Source organism: Cupriavidus sp. KB_39 (assembly GCF_052114485.1).
GTDB lineage: Bacteria > Pseudomonadota > Gammaproteobacteria > Burkholderiales > Burkholderiaceae > Cupriavidus.
In genome coordinates, this window is sequence record NZ_JBFREV010000050.1 from 20,698 (window position 1) to 36,456 (window position 15,759).

The following is a 15,759-nucleotide window of genomic DNA, read 5'->3' on the forward strand; positions in this document are numbered from 1 at the left end:
GTACGTTGACGGCGTACGCATTATGTGACCAGTACGAAATAAGTAAAGACTAATTTACGTACATATCAGCGGCGCCAGTACGTAGTCGGTTGCGGATTCAACCGGTCGATGCAACAGCTTGTTGGAATCGTTTAGCCGGTGTATCGAAGTCCAGTGTTTTGCGTGGGCGTTCGTTGAGTCTTCGAGCTATGGCGTTGAGCTTGGCTTGCGAGTAGACCGAGAGATTTTTGATTTTGACTCTCGTACCGACTGGGATGAATCCACCCGGATTTCACGGTCGCCTGCTTGACCTCAACTGCAGGCCCTATAGCAGCCCTCATCAGCGACCGTTTCTGCAGCCGTGAAGGGACGGCTAGCGAACGTGGGTAAGATCATTCCGCAACCCGTTGTCCTTCGCCATGTCAAATTGACTGGCCGCTGAGCAGTGCGGAAGCGGACGTTGGTGTAGTCATCCACGTGAAAAACCCCTAACGCAGTGATGAGCGGATAGATCCCGTATTGCTGCGGGCTCCGTCCTTGTCAGGTAAGACCAGAAACAATGTTTCGCGCGGCACGCTGGAGCGCGTCGTAGCTGATCTGCGTATTCAGCCGAATGGTAATATCCCTCAACTTTCGGTCAAGTTGTGGACCGATAGCCGCATGGCCGCCGTTGCGGCGCCCGAATCGGATACCGACGTGAAACAATTCAGCCTCTCGTCTGGCTTCGAGGCGTGAAAGTTAAGAGAATTTTGCTTTTACTCCTATTCTTCGAACTTCAAATACAACCGCTCATGGCGCATCGGCTGTAAGGAAGCAGCCGCGCCAGAAGGACCGGGGGTCAACAAGAGCATGGAAATCATAAAAGTTTTCATTTCCTATAGCTGGGATAGTCCTGAACATCGAGCGTGGGTGAAAAAGTTCGCTGACTCTCTGGAAGAAATTGAAGAGATCACAGTTACTTGGGACGGTTACGATCTCGATAGCTTGGTCGACAAGAATTTCTTCATGGAAGCAGGCATTCACGACGCGGACTACGTTGTGGTGATCACCACTGCCAAGTACAAAGCCAAGGCCGACGAGCGCAACAATGGCGTGGGGCTAGAAACGTTCCTTGCAAGCGCCCTGCATTGGAACGGCCTGTTGCGCGACAAGCGCAGCAATGTCATTCAGGTACTCCGTGAGGCTGAGTCAACCCCGCGCTATCTGGAAGGCCACTTCCATCTGGATTTCAGCAGCGACGCCCAGTTCCCGAAGCGGTTCGAGGAACTGCTGTCCTTGCTGCAAGGCCGGGCCACCGCAGAGCGCCCCAAGAAGCGCACAACCCTGGCTGCATTCACCGAGGGCGCTTACGACTTCACACGCGTCGAAGAACTCATCCAAGTTAACCACCCCAATCGACGGGCGATCGTCAACGGTGCGCAAGGAACTGACTTCTCAGGCGCCAATCGCGTGAAGTACGAGATCTGGGAAACTAAGTCTCCCGCTCTGGGTTACTTCCTGGCGTTGCACTCCAGCGGCACGATCAGGCACAGTGCCCAACACGCGGCGCGAGCTCTGCTGTCGGCCAATCTGCGTCCCAGCGACATCACCGTGCTGAGGCCCCGAGTGCCTCGACCGGAACAAGAACTCATCGCCCGTTCGTTTGCCGAGGCCGGCCTGACCACGAGGGTGCATGAGTGTACTTACAAGGAGTACATCTGGGATTACTGTATCGATGCCTCCTTGAAAATCATCGATCCGCCCAGCCCGATTGAAAACTACACCAACCAAGCGCTCACATACACCAACGCTGGCGAACTAGTGCGCGCGGATTCCGCTGTCGACTACATCGTCGACGTGCTCCAAAAGCCTTCGAAGGTCGCCGCGCACCTTGTAGTGGCTCCAGGCGGCATGGGCAAGACCTCCCTCTGCCTGTCGGTGGCCGAGAAGTTGCACTTCCGCGAAGACCTACGGTCGTCGGTAATCCTCATCCAAGCAGAGTCAATAAAGAAGTACGTCGCCGAGCGCGGGCTGGCACAGTCGCGCATTGAGTCGATCTATGACATCTACGAACTCTATGCAAAACTGCAGGGCCACGGCAAGCTCTTCGAGCGATCGACTTTCGACCTCGCGGTGGTGTGCGGCAATCTCACCGTCATCATCGACGGCTTGGACGAGCTGACGTCGCTCTTCCAGGAGTGCTTTGATGTCCACGCCTTTCTAGAATCTCTCAAGCATCTGCACGATCAGCTCGGCAGTTCCAACGTCTTGCTGACCACACGCAACAACGTTATCGCCGAAGACGCTGGCCTTGAAGCGTTGGCGGTGGAACGCTACGAACTCTTGGGTTTCGATACGGAGAGCTGCCGGCGTTACGTCACCCGCCGACTGTCCGTCTATCCGACCGCCACCGTGCTCGTCGACAAGGTGATGACCCGGATCGCCAAGATTCGAATTCGCGACGAGGAAGGGCGCATCATCCCGTTCTTGGCCGATATCAGCACCACCGTCGTCGAGGACGAGTTGCGTGAAGGGAAAACCGAGGACTTCGAGGTCTCCGATGATCTCACGCCGTACCCGTCCAACAACGACCTGACTGACCACATCGTTCATTCCATGTTGCGGCGCGAGCAAACGCGCCACAGCCTGGAGATCTCGGAGACGGAGGTCGTCGAACTCATCTCGGATCTCGTTATCGATTTTGGAAAGCGCTGGCCGATTGCGCAGATGGTCGAGCGGCTGCAAATACTCTATGAAGCCAGGGCTCAGGCCATTGCTTCGAAGCTGGAGTTGAATCCCCTTCTCGTGAAGAAGGGCGACGACATCGAATTGCGCTACTCATTCCTGAGCTCGTACTTCGAGGTGCTGCTTATGCTGCGCGCGCTGATGCGGACTAGCTTGGAAGCAGGTCCTATCCGCGCTCTGTCGCGGCTCAACCCAGACAGCGAGGAAGCCCAGGAACTCAAGCGCTTCTTCAAGACGAACCTCATCGAGGTCGAGCGGGCAATTACCGCTATCGTTCCTAAGCTGCGTGATCAAGCCATCGCTGAGCCTTCGCCCAAGATTACCAAGGCCGACATCGAGAACGCCAAGCGCGCCATCGCGGGGCTGCTGCAGCTCTTCTTCTCCATCCAGAGCCTCCCCATCCAGGAAACAACAGAAAGGCTGCTGTCGATCTTCGGATTGAAGGGAAGTGATGGCGCGCCGCGCACACTCACGGGCCTGCAGATCAAGGGCGCATTCCCGACGCTGGACTTCTCTAATCTTATCGTCACGCAGTCGAGATTCCTGGGTTACCGCAACTTGATGGCCAGTCGGTTTCGGAACACCAAGTTTATGTATTCGACCTTCGAAAACTGCGCGGACCTAGCCTATGTCAACACGGAACTGCAGCCGTCGATGATCGACAGCACTTGTAGCCCCGGAGATTTGCAAGAGGCCTTCGCCGTCACTCAAGCGAACAAGGAAGGCGAGAGGGCGATGATCCACGCCGAGATCGGGCGCTTTCTGCACTCGTTCTTCCGCGGCGACCGGTTTACAGACAATAAGCCCGAGTTCATCAAGTTCTCGAACAAGGTGCAGGGTCTATCCGCCGACAGGTTTGCTCGATTGGTGGCCGAAGGCTACTTTGTGCATACCAAGGCCAAAACAAGCGGCGACTTCTACGCGGTGGCGCAGGACTTCAAGCCCAGCGTGCGGAAGTTCTTGAGCGATGGCTATCCCGATGGGCGACTCAAGCGCTTCATTTCGACCGTACGTTGACGCATAGAGGCTCGATCGGTATCGGGGGCTCCGGCGCATGCCCGAGCAAGCCACTGCTCCACTGGTACTCGGCCCATGACCGCATTAGAACGTTCGAAGCTCAACCGTACTCGCCGCGATCATCCATGCACCATGCAGCGAAGCCACTGTGCATGGTGGTCACGGAGGCTGCATTGACGTTACCGCCTGCGCTGATCAGAGAGATTACGATGGGTTTCTCGTCGTAGGAGAGTCGAGCAACGCCTGAAAGGTGTCGCGATCAAATATGAGCACCATCATATTTTATCGCGAGTGCTGGCAATCGTTTGCGGCTGCGATCCTAACGGAGCCAGGCCGGAAGTCCGCAGTCGTTTTCGGACAGTCAGCGTTATGCTTTAAGGGGATTGGTATGTCTGGGAGGCACAGCCGCTCCACCTTACCAAGCAGATAGAATGATGACCGAGCCGGTATCGCGGACAGCGGATTGCGTCGCCAACAAATGGATAAATTAAAGCGCTGAGCGCTATTCTCTATGACACCAGATGAATTGCTAGCACGATGTCAGGAACTGCTTGGCCGTGGTGAGGATCTGCTGCGACGCGTCCCAATGAGTGAACGTCATGGCCGAGAGTATTGGCTACCAGTGAAACATGTGCCGGATGCCCGAGCATGGCTGTCATCCGTGCAGAATATTGTCAGAATCACCGCTCCAGTAGACTCGCATTTTGGCGACCAGTTCACGAAGATTATGCAGGAAGATAGCCTACGCAGCGGCGTCCCAGCCAATACGCTAGATTCGGCAGTGGGGTTGCTGAGATCCTTGCTCGAGGAGATGCAAGGTGGACTTCTTCGACGCGCCGAGTACTATTTCATCGCCTCGGCATTTGATGATTTCCTTGATCATGCGGAGCATTTTCAAAAGCGGGGCAAGAAGATGGAAGCGGGGGTGCTGGCTAGCGCAGTTTTTGAGGATGCTATTCGCAAGACGGCAGAAAAACATCAGGTCAAGCAAGCCGGAGTCAACGTTGACCCGATTATCGACGAACTGGTGAAGAAGGGAGTTCTGACCCTGGTGAAGGCTAAACGCTGGCGCGCGTATGCCGGCATCAGAAACTCCGCCCTGCACGCCCAATGGAACGACTTCGAGCTTAGGGATGTAGCGGATCTCATTCGGGGCACCCGCGAAATCATCGACGATCTGTAGTCAGTAGCGACCAGGAGAGGGCATGCGAGTTCCGGCGTCAGTTCAAGCCCTCGAAGACGTTGGTCGCGTTCGGCTATCCCGATCGTTCTATATGCGGGATTCCCCTGCAGCGAGATCAGCAATTACTACGGGATCCCCAACCTCCCTGAGAATCCAAAACTCGCCGTTGCGAATGGGAAGTGGCTTTGCGAAGAGCTACTAGAGCCCTTGCAGGTCACATTCGGACGCATCGCCATACGGTCGGCGTACAGGTCGCCTACAGTCAACGCGTTGGGGAACGAAAAGGGCCACAACTGTGGCTCGAACGTGAGTAACTTGGCCGCCATATCTGGAATGCGCGTGACCAGGCAGGTCACCATGGGGCCATGGCCTGCATCTTAATCCCGTGGTTCACGAACCGCTACGAGGTTGGTGCGGACTGGCGTGCTCTCGCATTCTGGATCCACAACAACCTCCCATATAGCGAACTACAGTTCTTCCCGAAGCTCAGTGCGTTTAATATCGGCTGGCACGAAAATCCGAAGCGCTCGATTTACAGCTACTTCAAGCCTGCTGGCTACCGGTTCCGGGGCGAACCCGCGGATCTTGCGCTTGCGGAGCATTACATTGGCTTCCCGGAGCTCCGCCGCGATACGGATGACTACCCCTCCATTGCGCCTTCTTCCAATACCTCGTCCGCTTGACTGCCTCCCTTTGCGACAGTCGTCGCCTTCGCTCGCACGCGGCGCATCGGGGTGCTGCCTTTTGCCACATCAGCACGAGCAGCCTGCAGCCGCTTGAGCAGTTCTGCGGCAGGTTCATCGTTCGGGTCCTGCGGCACCAGTTCGCCACGGAAAGCCTTGGCTAACAGTGCCGGCGTCAGGCGGCCTACAGCGGTTTGAGCCTGAGAAAGACGGGCTTCGAGACGGTCAGCGAATGCAAACAGGACATCGACACGGCGAACGATTTCGGCTTGTTCTTCTATTGGCGGACATCGAAACTCCACGTCATTCAGAATAGCAAGATTGATATTCTTCTGGGCGGTTGCCGGGGCGAAAGATTCTAGGTGATCGCTAATAACATCGATCGACCACTTAACAAATTCTGGGCAGCTCTTAGCTGGGTCCGCAACGAACCCAACCACGCTGTCCGGAAAACAGGCTGGGTATGTCAGGATGGCCGTATCCGCAATATTCGCCGCGATAGTAATGCAAACCGTGCCTGTCGGCCAGAGCTTGCTCTGTGTCAAACCGAACTCGCTGTAAGTTTGGGAGTGTTGAGTGATACGCCCTTTGGACTGCGCTATCGCACCTGTTTGTATAAATGGATATGGCCCACCGTAAAGGCATGGATCGTTTCTAGGACGATGTTTGGATTTTCCACGCCCTAATTCGCCCAGTTCAGCAAGACGAACCAGCTTCCAGTTCTCCGACATGCTCATTTTCGTCCGCCAATCCTCGGTGAGTCCTCCCGAGGTAGCGGCAGCTAGGACAGAGTGGCGGAAACGTTTAAGCAAGGGGCCGACGCGGCCCACGCGGTCGCGGCAGGCGTCCACGCGTGCGAGCAGGAGGTCGAGCTTGTCGACGATGCGCTTTTGTTCGGGTAGCGGCGCAAGGGGAATCTCATTACTGAGCAGATACTCCTTTGGGACTCGCTTATGTCCAACCGAGCCCGTCATTTCAACTGCACCATTACGCAGGAAACTCTCGGTCATGAACCAACCAGCTAAATACCGTGGTTCAAGCACTTCAGGCTTGGGGCGGCAGACAAAGTACTCCGTACTGCCAGCGCCGATTCCATTAGGTAGCCCCCTTGGAATACCGATTTTGCCATTCTCAAAGCATGGCGTGATCTTGGCCAACAATACATCGCCGTCTGCAAAATGAGTGTATCCCTTCTTCACATCACTCCACCGCCTCTCCTCGAAAGCGACCGAGCTTCGATAGGAAGTACCCAACAACGGCATAGGTACAAATCCGACCGTGGTCTGATCTTCACAAGAGTTCTTGAGATTCAGATTGATCAAGTCGCCAATCTTCTGGAGGCTCCAGCCAGCTACCGGCAACGTCATGCGGAGACCTCTTCACCGAGTTCTGCCAGGATTGCTTCCAATTCCTCCAGCGCTCTATCCAGCTCCCCCATCGCTTCACGTGCAAGAATGGCTGGTTCCGGCAGGTCTGCCGCATCCTCGGCGCTCTCATCCTTGAGCCAAGCAATATCCAGGCTGTCGCCGCGCTCCTTGATCCATTCACGGCTGAATGCACGAAAGCGACCGTTCTTCCCTTGGTCCACGCGGGGGCTACTACCGTCAGCTGCCTCGCCATATGCCGCCTCAAACTCAGCGAAGTGCTGCCGCGTCAACGGCGTACGCTTGCCAAACTTAGGCGCATTTGCACGGAGATCGTAAACCCAAACTTGCTTGGTACTACCTGTGGCAGCCTGACTGATTTTGTTGAAGAAGAGAACATTTGTCTTCACGCCTTGCGCGTAGAAGATACCGGTAGGCAGCCGCAGGATGGTGTGCAGATTACACTTGTCCATCAAGTCTCGGCGAACATCGGTACCCACCCCGCTCTCGAAAAGCACGTTGTCGGGTAAGACCACTGCCGCCCGGCCACCACTCTTGAGATGCCGCACAATGTGCTGAAGAAAGGCAAGCTGCTTATTGCTGGTGGCGAAAGTAAGGTCATCACGCGTGGGGCCACCACCTCCCTTGGCGGTACCAAAGGGAGGATTGCTGAGAATGACGTCGCTCTTCGGCAAGCCGCTGCCGGCACTGCCCAGTGTATTTCCCAAATGGACGACGCCTTCATCATCTCCTTCCATGCCATGCAGCAAGCAATTCATCAAAGCGAGGCGCCGGGTGCCGGATACTAACTCCATACCGAGGAAAGCCTTGTTGCGCTGGAAGCTGCGCTGCGTTTCACTCAGGTCGTAAAGGTTGTCGGTGTGGGCGCGGATATATGCGTCGGCGGCAATAAGGAACCCCGCGGTGCCGGCCGCCGGGTCTTGTACTGTCTGACCCGGCTGTGGCTTGATGAGCGCAATGATGCTGTCGATCAGTGGCCGAGGCGTAAAGTACTGGCCTGCGCCGGACTTGGTTTCGCTGGCGTTCTTCTCCAGCAGACCTTCATACAGGTCTCCTAGGCCATCTTGCTTTGCACTGAACCAGTCAATGCCATCCAGGCTCTTGATGAGCTGCTCCAAATGGCGAGGCTCTTTCAGGCGGGTCTGCGCGTCTGCGTAAATGGCTGCGATAAGCGGATCGCTGCTTTGGCTCAGCTGGAGCAGCATGTTCTTGTAATAGGTGAGCAGATTCAGCCCGCTCTTGCTTGCCAGTACCGGCCAGCGCGCATAGTCAGGCAACTTGTGCTTGGCTAGAAGGCCGCTCTCCGCGTTCTCGTGCTCCATCTTGATGAAAAGCAGCAGCACCAGTTCGGTGACGTAGTCGTTGTAGCCGATGCCATCGTCGCGGAGGACGTCGCACAGGTTCCAAAGTTTCTGGACAATATCGTTACTACTCATACCAAAGAGATTCCGTGACTTCTTGGGGTTTAACTGGTGATTTTAGGTGATGTTAGGGCGCGACGCCGAGCACCTCGCGGGTTAGGCGGCCTGGGACCACAGTGACTGAGCCAACTCCACCAGCACATGATCCAGCTCGCCACCCAAGAGCTTGTTGAGTTGCTTGGCACCGCCATCACCGGAAAAGGCGCGGTTCACGAACGCCGGGTCGATCACCACTTCATGGGTTAGCTGTTTGGCCAGACGCTCCAGCCATCTACGCTGCACTGGCGTCCAGGCGGTGAGGCTGTAGATATGCTTCAGAGCTGCTGCCACCCGTTGCTCAAAGGGTAGCAGAGCTTCGCCCAACGCGGCTTGGCGGATGTGGCCGACAATGCTTGCCGCAATCTCTTGGTTGGTTTGATTACGCCAGGCACTTTGCAGCTTGGCCTCGGAGTAGCCGTGGGCATCGAGCAGCAAGCGCACTTCCTTCAACTGCTCACGCGTCAAATCCTTAGGACGCTGCACCACTACTGCGAGTGCGGCGGACTGGTTGAGCTGATTTCGGATGAAATGCCCGAAGCTATCCAGGTAATCTTCCGGCCGGCTGTAGGTGCCATAGCTTTGCTCACGGGCGACAAACTCGTCCTTATGCTGGGAAAGAATGGGCATGTACTGCGTACCCATCAGCTCCTTGACCTCGGTCAGTTGGAGCAGAAGGCGGGTGTTGTTGCACACGAAGTCAGCGGCTCCTTTCGGGCCGAGCTTGTGCAAGTACGTATGGAGTTGATCAGGTGCTACGCCCCACTGCTGCTCCAACTCATCTAGCCGCTCCTGCAACTTTGGCTTCTTCGCTGCGTCATGCTTCGCACGGCGTAGTATGCGCATCAGCTTCTGGTTCAGCGTATCCAGCACGTCATGTGCGTGGCTGTGACCTTGCTGACTGCCAGGAGTTTCGAAGCTGGCAGGATTATTCAACTCGTCGATAAGTTGCTCAATCGTGACGTTCGGGTCCTTGACCAGCGGTTTCATGGTGGTCACGTCTTGCAATACGGCGTAGATGTCCACCGGGTCGTAGATCTTAAAGACCGTCTTGCCGATCTCGTCGCAGCGACGGGTCGCGCGGCCGATCATCTGCTCATAGAGGATGCGCGAGCGTACGCGGCGCAAAAACACAAGGTGGCAGATGGCTGGCACATCAATCCCGGTGGTCAGAAGGTCCACCGTAATGGCGATGTTAGGAAAGCGTTCGTTCTTGTAAAGGCGGATCAGTGTGTCCACCTTGTCGGACGCACCGGTGATCTTGCGCACCGCTGTCTCATTGTAGGCGTCGCCATAGACGGCCTTGAACCGGTCATCGAGCAAGCGCTTGATCATGTCCGCATGCAGATCCGTCGCGCAGAAGATCATGGTCTTCTCTTCGCCAAATGGATCCAACTCCTGGGCCAACTGCTCGCAGATGACGCGGTTGAAATCTTCGTTAATGACGCGCTTGTTGAAACTCTCAACTTCGAAGCTGAGATCGTCATCTAGTTCAGCGGTCTCGATCTCGCCCGTACCCATGTTGATGGCGCTAACGGCCTCGCCCTTGACGAACCTGATGCCGTTCTTGCTGAGCAGGGTTTCGTAACGTATCGGTGGCTCATGGTCGATCAGCCAATCATCTGCCACAGCTTCGCGGTAGGAATATGTATAGACAGGCTTGCCGAAGATTTCCGTGGTGTGCTTGGCCGGCGTCGCGGTAAGGCCGATCTTCACTGCATCGAAGTAGTCGAGCACACGGCGATAGCTGGAGAGATATTGGGCCTGGTCACGCACCGCGAGCTCGCCCTCAGTCATCTCTTGATCAAGCGTGTAGCCACGGTGGGCCTCGTCCACGATGATGCAGTCAAACTCATCGACTGGCAGCGGCGTATCGCTTTGAAGGGCCCGCCTGACCATAGCTTGTACGGTTGCAACCTGAATTCGGGTCTCGGCTTCAGCGGCCATATCCCCGAGGTCCGCGATGTTGTAGATCTTGGATAGTGGGTGATTCTGCTCAAGCGGAGCCTCGTTGAAGGCATCCATGGCCTGCGAGCCCAGGGCCGTGCGGTCCACCAGGAACAGGATGCGCCGAAATCGCTCCGCCTTCAGGAAGCGATACATCAGCCCAATGATGGTGCGCGTCTTGCCTGTACCTGTGGCCATGGCCAGCAGGCAGGTACTACGGCCGGCTTCTAGCGCCGTCTCCACCGCCGCAATGGCCTTCTCCTGGTAATCGCGCAACCCAAGATAGGCGAAGCCCTCCTGCTTGAGCATGGCCTCTGCCTCGTCTCGGCTACGCGAGAGCTGATCCAGGAGTCCATCCGGGGTGTGGAAGCCCGGCAGTGCGCGAGGCAGGTTGGCGGGGGCACGCACATCCCGGAACCAGGTACCGCTCTGCTCGGCCAGTTGCTTCACCAGTGGGCGCCCATTGCTGGAATAAACGAAAGGCACGTGAAATTCACCACCTTGCCCATCCGGCCACGGGCCTGGCTGTCCCGCCAGCGACCATGCGGGTTGCATATCCCCGCTCGGTGGCAAGCCGCGTGAATAGCGCTCGGCCTGTGGGATCTTGCCCGGCACGTTAATGTTCTGGCGTTTCGCCTCGGCTACGGCGACCGGTGTAAGACCGGCAAAGAGCACATAGTCGGCAGCCTGTTTGCCTTGGGTCGGCCACTCGGCAATCGCCTTGTTTTTGCCTCGCTCTGGCCTGGCCCCCTTGCTGAAGGTCAGCTCCACAGTGTCGGCCTGCCAACCTGCATCAGCCAACTGCAGGTCAATGATTTGCCGAGTCGCAGCCTCGTCGAGTAGCACCTTTTGGGCTGCATCAGTCGAGCGCCGCGCAAACTTGGTCAGCTCGTCGGCAGTTGCTTTGCGGCCTGAATCGGTGAGCTGCTGGTCGAATTGGGCTTTGAGTGCCGCGTAGCGTTGGCTGGCTTCCTCGGCGAGTTGTTGGTAAATGGCATTCTCTTCCTTCGCTCGCAGCGCCATCTGCCGCTCTTGTTCGGCCCGATCCGTGAGTAGATGAGCCATCTCAGCCTGCTGAGCCTGCGCACTCTGCGCCTCGGAAAGCTGCGTGCTCAAATCAGATATCTGTTGCTGTAAGTCGAGTAGTTTGCGGCTGGGGTCATCGGGCAGAACAAACGGGCCTGGCTTGAATTCGGTCTGCTTGCCAAAAGTGCGATGGAACCAGATGGCAATCTCGCGGGCGACCTTTAGCGCCTCAATACCCTCGCGGTACCCAATCCGCTGCTCAATCTCGTGCGCCGCCACGTTACCTGTCCGACGCAAGAGATGGAAAAGCTGTCGGACCTGCGAATCGAGGGTGAAGCGTCCATCAATGGCGCGCAGTAGATCGTTCTGTGTCTGCTGTGGCGGTACACCCACCCGGGCAGCAATCTCTTGTGCTAGTGCCTCGGCAAGCAGGCGCAGCTTAACTACGCAGCTAGATGGGTCAAAGGGGAATATACGCTCGGCTGTTGCGCCTAAATCGGCCAGCAGGGCTGAGTGCTCGGCTAGAAAGCTGAAATTGCTCGGCTCACGCATTGATTGACCCAAATTATTCTTAGTTTCATGTTGCCGCACCCGCGTTCCGACACCGCAGTTGGCAAGCTCAGGTCGTGTCAGTATACCGGCGACGGTACCCGAGCATAGCAGCCCCGCGCGATATCGACGCCCAACCCTGCCGAAGTTGGATAACTATTGAAAATATTTGGCGATCGTTCGAAATCAGTTTCAGACAAATCTCGCCGCCGTTGGAATGCAATGACGATTGGTCTACTAGCACGACGAGTATGGTAAGTGCCTTCCTTCGCCCCACCGGCTCTCCACAACAGCGACATGTCAGCGCCTCATCCTCTGGTCTTGGCGGCCCCGCCACGATACCGTCGAACTTCATCTCATTGCCGAAACAATTGAGGCGGGGAGGTTTGCCTATGGGGCCGCACGAACGTACACTAAGTAATGCACTGTATAAAAAAACAGTGTCCGAGTTAATTTTGTGACTTATAAGTCACGCTAGTGGCCTTTCCAACTTGTCAAGTCCGTCATATACTTCGGCGCTAAAGCAAACAGATATCCCTATGGGGCTCATATGAACGCACCGAATGCTTTTGCTTCGAATGTGCCGTCTCAGCTGGTGCCACCCGTTGAATACTCGTCGCCCACTGCCTGCAATCTCTCGAAAAGAACAGTGAGCATGTTGGCCGAGACGGTGGCAAAGAATCTCGGCTTCGAGAACCACAGCGATCTCGAGGAGCTGGTCAACCGTCTCGGCGGTGAGATCACATACCAAGATGTTTGGGATCTCGAATCGAGCGAGTCCGGATCAATCGAGATTCGGAACGAGAGCGACTTTTCGATCACTCTCGCAGCCCATACCAGTCGGACCAGGGACCGCTTCACCATTGCTCACGAGTTGGGCCATTACTTCCTTCACTATCGCCTGCCCAAAGTCAAAGGCGCGGCGGTAGGGCCGATTCGTGCAGCTCGGTACGGTGGCGATCGCGCGGAGATCGAAGCGAATTGGTTCGCAGCATCTTTTTTGATGCCCGAGGCGCGTTTTCGCTCGATTTTTGAGCAGTATGGTGGCGATCACCGCCAAATCTCCGAGTTTTTTGGAGTATCCGTCTCCGCCTCCACTGTCCGTGCCAAGTCCCTTGGCCTTGGTTAATTTCTAGCGGATGCCTACCTATATTTCTGGCGAGCTTCCTCCTTTTTTGGAGCCGAAGCTCCGTCTGTTTTTGAGCGTTGACATCGCAGGGTCGACGCAGTTTAAACAGATTCTGTCCCATAAGAACAAGAGTGCCTACAAAGAAGGTGCTCACGTCGACGAACCCCTTCCGTCAGAGCCCTGGCTCTCGCCAATACTGGAGTTTTACGAACAGATCTCCAGTATTTTTGAGAAGCATTGGCACGGAATAACTAAAGTCGCGGCGGAGCAGCTAGAGTGGACCCCCGGCGAGCGACCGTCAGTATGGAAAGCCGTCGGCGACGAACTCATCTTTACGAAGGTTCTATCCGATCATCGCCAGGCCTATGTGTGCATCTCGGCATGGCTCGAAACAGTTCGCGAGTATCGAAAGCGGATCAAAACACACAGTAGCAGTCTTGATCTGAAATGTGCAGCGTGGATCGCCGGATTTCCCATCAATAATGCCGAAGTGATTCTTGATCATCATTCGTCCGTCAACCTTCCGGCATGCGATGATGGCGACTACATCTTTGGGAACCTCGCTAGGCTTCACGATGTTTTCACGTGTTCAGGAAGCGCGGGGGGCGGCATTCGCGACTTCATCGGACCGTCGATTGACACAGGCTTCAGGGTCGCATCTGCGTCTTCGCCACGACGATTTGTGCTGGCTGCCGATTTGGCCCTGATCCTGGCACATATCTGCGGGAATCTGACCTCCGTCAATCCTCCCGTGCCGAAATTAGAGTTCTATTACGAAGGGCGCAAGGAGCTGAAAGGCGTTACGAACGGAACGCCATATCCCGTCTTCTGGCTTAACGCAGCGGATGCCGATCCATTGATGGACATTGAAGATGCCATCGAGAATCGCCACCCAACCTCGGCAAGCGATGTAAAGACTTTTTGCGAGCGTTTTCTGGACAAGAACAAGGACACGCATGTCATGCGTCCATTCATCGTGGGGGACACGGATGAATTTTTCCGACGTGTGCCGGAGGCCCATCTAGAAAAAATGCGCAAGCTCGCAAAGTATTGGGAAAATGAGAACCAGCGTAGGAAGAACGAGGCGGTAGCCGCCGATGCTTCTGAGGATCCCAGCAATGAATCAGCGGGCGTGACAAATGACTCAACTGACGCTGCTACTGTTGCACAATTAGGAGCGCAGCTGGGCAAGGTTATGCCAACACTAGAAACCCTGCATCCACCGGGCTGAGTTTGCTTGTAGGGGCGAATCGCGGTTTAACATCTAAGCCAATAACCATTGTTCAGGGCGAGTCTCAGAGCCCCCAACGGTTGCGCTTCCGAGAGTTTTGCCTACTGCGTCATTTGCGCCCGCCTCGGTGATTCCTCGAATCGCTGCGACCTCCACGCCATTGCCGGCTGCAAGTTCTGGTTGCGGTGTATCCCCTTCAGTGGCGCAAATGGCCGGGGTGGCATGAGCCAGAACCCGTGTCCGCTGCGTAGCGATGGGTTGATCAAGGGATGCGGCTTCGGGGCAACTCTGGGGGCATTTTTAGTAAGCTGCCCTTCAAATTAGCCACCTTACGGGCATTGTAGGAGCTTGTTTTGTAGTCCTTCGGACCAGGATTTTCCTTACGAAACAACGCACTACGTCGAAAGATGTGGTGCGTTGTTTTGCTTTGGGCGGGCGTTTCCCTCCGATTTGCCCCAATGCTGTCACCATCCTATAATTGCATGCATTGAATGCAGTTTATAAGGAGTGCCTATGCCCATGCTAACCGTCAGAAATGTGCCAGACGAGGTGCATCGCGCCTTGCGCATGCGGGCTGCCGAGCACGGCCGCAGCACAGAGGCCGAGGTGCGGGAGATCCTGGAACGCGCGGTGAAATCCGAGCAGCGTGTGCGGATGGGTGACGCCCTGGCCGCGCTGGGCCAGCGCGCTGGCCTGACAAACGACGATTTCGCGGTGTTCGACACACAGCGTGACAAAGCGCCGGCGGAGCCGATGAAGTTCGAATGATCGTCCTCGATACCAACGTCGTCTCCGAGGCGATGAAGCCGGAGCCCAATCCGGCCGTGCGCGCTTGGCTGAACGCACAGGTTGCGGAAACGCTGTACCTGTCCAGTGTCACGCTGGCCGAACTGCTGTTCGGCATTGGCGCGTTGCCGGAAGGGCGCCGCAAGCACGGTTTGTCCGAAACCCTCGATGGCTTGCTCGCGCTGTTCGGTGATCGCGTGTTGATGTTCGATGCCGGCGCCGCCCGGCACTATGCCGAACTGGCCGTGAAGGCCCGGCTGGCGGGGAAGGGATTCCCCACGCCCGATGGCTATATTGGTGCGATCGCCGCCTCCCGGGGCTACATTGTCGCCACACGGGACACCGCGCCGTTCGAGGTCGCCGGCCTGACCGTCATCAATCCCTGGAACCACTCTTCAATCCCGTGAACACTTTCGGCAAGGACTCACCCGATCGCACCGACCCCGCCGCCCGCGCCCAGGCCGGCCGGCGTAGCACCCTCGTCAGCGTGGCGGTCAATGTGGTCCTGACCATCGCGCAGGGGTTTATCGGCGTGGTGGCGGGTTCCCAGGCGCTGGTGGCGGACGCCATTCACTCCCTTTCCGATCTGGTTTCGGATTTCCTCGTGTTGTTCGCCGGGCATCACGGCAGCAAGGATCCGGATACCGATCACCCGTACGGGCA

The 15,759-nt window shown here is 56.5% G+C and carries 12 protein-coding genes and 1 pseudogene; 9 read left to right on the plus strand and 4 right to left on the minus strand.

Features of this window, described 5'->3' with window-relative positions:
- Positions 1-97: 97 nt before the first annotated feature.
- Positions 98-226: pseudogene (locus tag AB4Z27_RS26025) on the minus strand (IS30 family transposase); the annotation flags it as partial.
- Positions 227-516: 290 nt separating this feature from the next.
- Here AB4Z27_RS26025 and AB4Z27_RS26030 point away from each other — a divergent pair.
- From AB4Z27_RS26030 to AB4Z27_RS26045, 4 genes are all read left to right on the plus strand, one after another.
- Positions 517-714, plus strand: coding sequence for a hypothetical protein (locus AB4Z27_RS26030; protein ID WP_441645611.1), 198 nt, complete (start codon positions 517-519; stop codon positions 712-714).
- Between the two features lie 114 nt (positions 715-828).
- On the plus strand, positions 829-3,720 hold the full coding sequence (locus AB4Z27_RS26035; RefSeq protein ID WP_441645612.1) for a TIR domain-containing protein: 2,892 nt from the start codon (positions 829-831) through the stop codon (positions 3,718-3,720).
- Positions 3,721-4,306: 586 nt separating this feature from the next.
- Entirely contained in the window at positions 4,307-4,903 is a 597-nt protein-coding gene (locus tag AB4Z27_RS26040) for a hypothetical protein (protein WP_441645613.1), read from the plus strand.
- A 365-nt stretch (positions 4,904-5,268) separates the two neighbouring features.
- Positions 5,269-5,586 (plus strand): hypothetical protein, encoded by a 318-nt coding sequence (locus tag AB4Z27_RS26045; protein ID WP_441645614.1) that lies wholly within the window; start codon positions 5,269-5,271, stop codon positions 5,584-5,586.
- On the opposite strand, the gene AB4Z27_RS26050 is transcribed toward AB4Z27_RS26045, so the two are convergent.
- The 3 genes from AB4Z27_RS26050 to hsdR form a co-directional block, all read right to left on the minus strand.
- Complete coding sequence (locus AB4Z27_RS26050) at positions 5,544-6,953, minus strand: restriction endonuclease subunit S (RefSeq protein ID WP_441645615.1); 1,410 nt, start codon at positions 6,951-6,953, stop codon at positions 5,544-5,546. The genes AB4Z27_RS26045 and AB4Z27_RS26050 overlap by 43 nt on opposite strands.
- Positions 6,950-8,407, minus strand: coding sequence for an N-6 DNA methylase (locus AB4Z27_RS26055; RefSeq protein ID WP_441645616.1), 1,458 nt, complete (start codon positions 8,405-8,407; stop codon positions 6,950-6,952). Before AB4Z27_RS26055 ends, AB4Z27_RS26050 begins: the two co-directional genes overlap by 4 nt.
- Before the next feature lie 81 nt (positions 8,408-8,488).
- Entirely contained in the window at positions 8,489-11,953 is a 3,465-nt protein-coding gene (hsdR, locus tag AB4Z27_RS26060) for a type I restriction-modification system endonuclease (protein WP_441645617.1), read from the minus strand.
- 547 nt (positions 11,954-12,500) lie between these two features.
- On the opposite strand from hsdR, the gene AB4Z27_RS26065 reads away from it, so the two are divergent.
- The 5 genes from AB4Z27_RS26065 to AB4Z27_RS26085 all read left to right on the plus strand — a co-directional run.
- Complete coding sequence (locus AB4Z27_RS26065; protein ID WP_441645618.1) at positions 12,501-13,079, plus strand: ImmA/IrrE family metallo-endopeptidase; 579 nt, start codon at positions 12,501-12,503, stop codon at positions 13,077-13,079.
- Positions 13,080-13,089: 10 nt separating this feature from the next.
- Positions 13,090-14,310: a hypothetical protein gene (locus AB4Z27_RS26070; protein ID WP_441645619.1), complete on the plus strand. Its 1,221-nt coding sequence runs from the start codon at positions 13,090-13,092 to the stop codon at positions 14,308-14,310.
- 513 nt (positions 14,311-14,823) lie between these two features.
- Positions 14,824-15,078: a FitA-like ribbon-helix-helix domain-containing protein gene (locus tag AB4Z27_RS26075; protein WP_144202032.1), complete on the plus strand. Its 255-nt coding sequence runs from the start codon at positions 14,824-14,826 to the stop codon at positions 15,076-15,078.
- Positions 15,075-15,503: a type II toxin-antitoxin system VapC family toxin gene (locus tag AB4Z27_RS26080; RefSeq protein WP_441645620.1), complete on the plus strand. Its 429-nt coding sequence runs from the start codon at positions 15,075-15,077 to the stop codon at positions 15,501-15,503. Before AB4Z27_RS26075 ends, AB4Z27_RS26080 begins: the two co-directional genes overlap by 4 nt.
- On the plus strand, positions 15,500-15,759 hold a 260-nt coding region (locus AB4Z27_RS26085), incomplete at its 3' end, for a cation diffusion facilitator family transporter (RefSeq protein ID WP_441645621.1). The genes AB4Z27_RS26080 and AB4Z27_RS26085, both read left to right, overlap by 4 nt.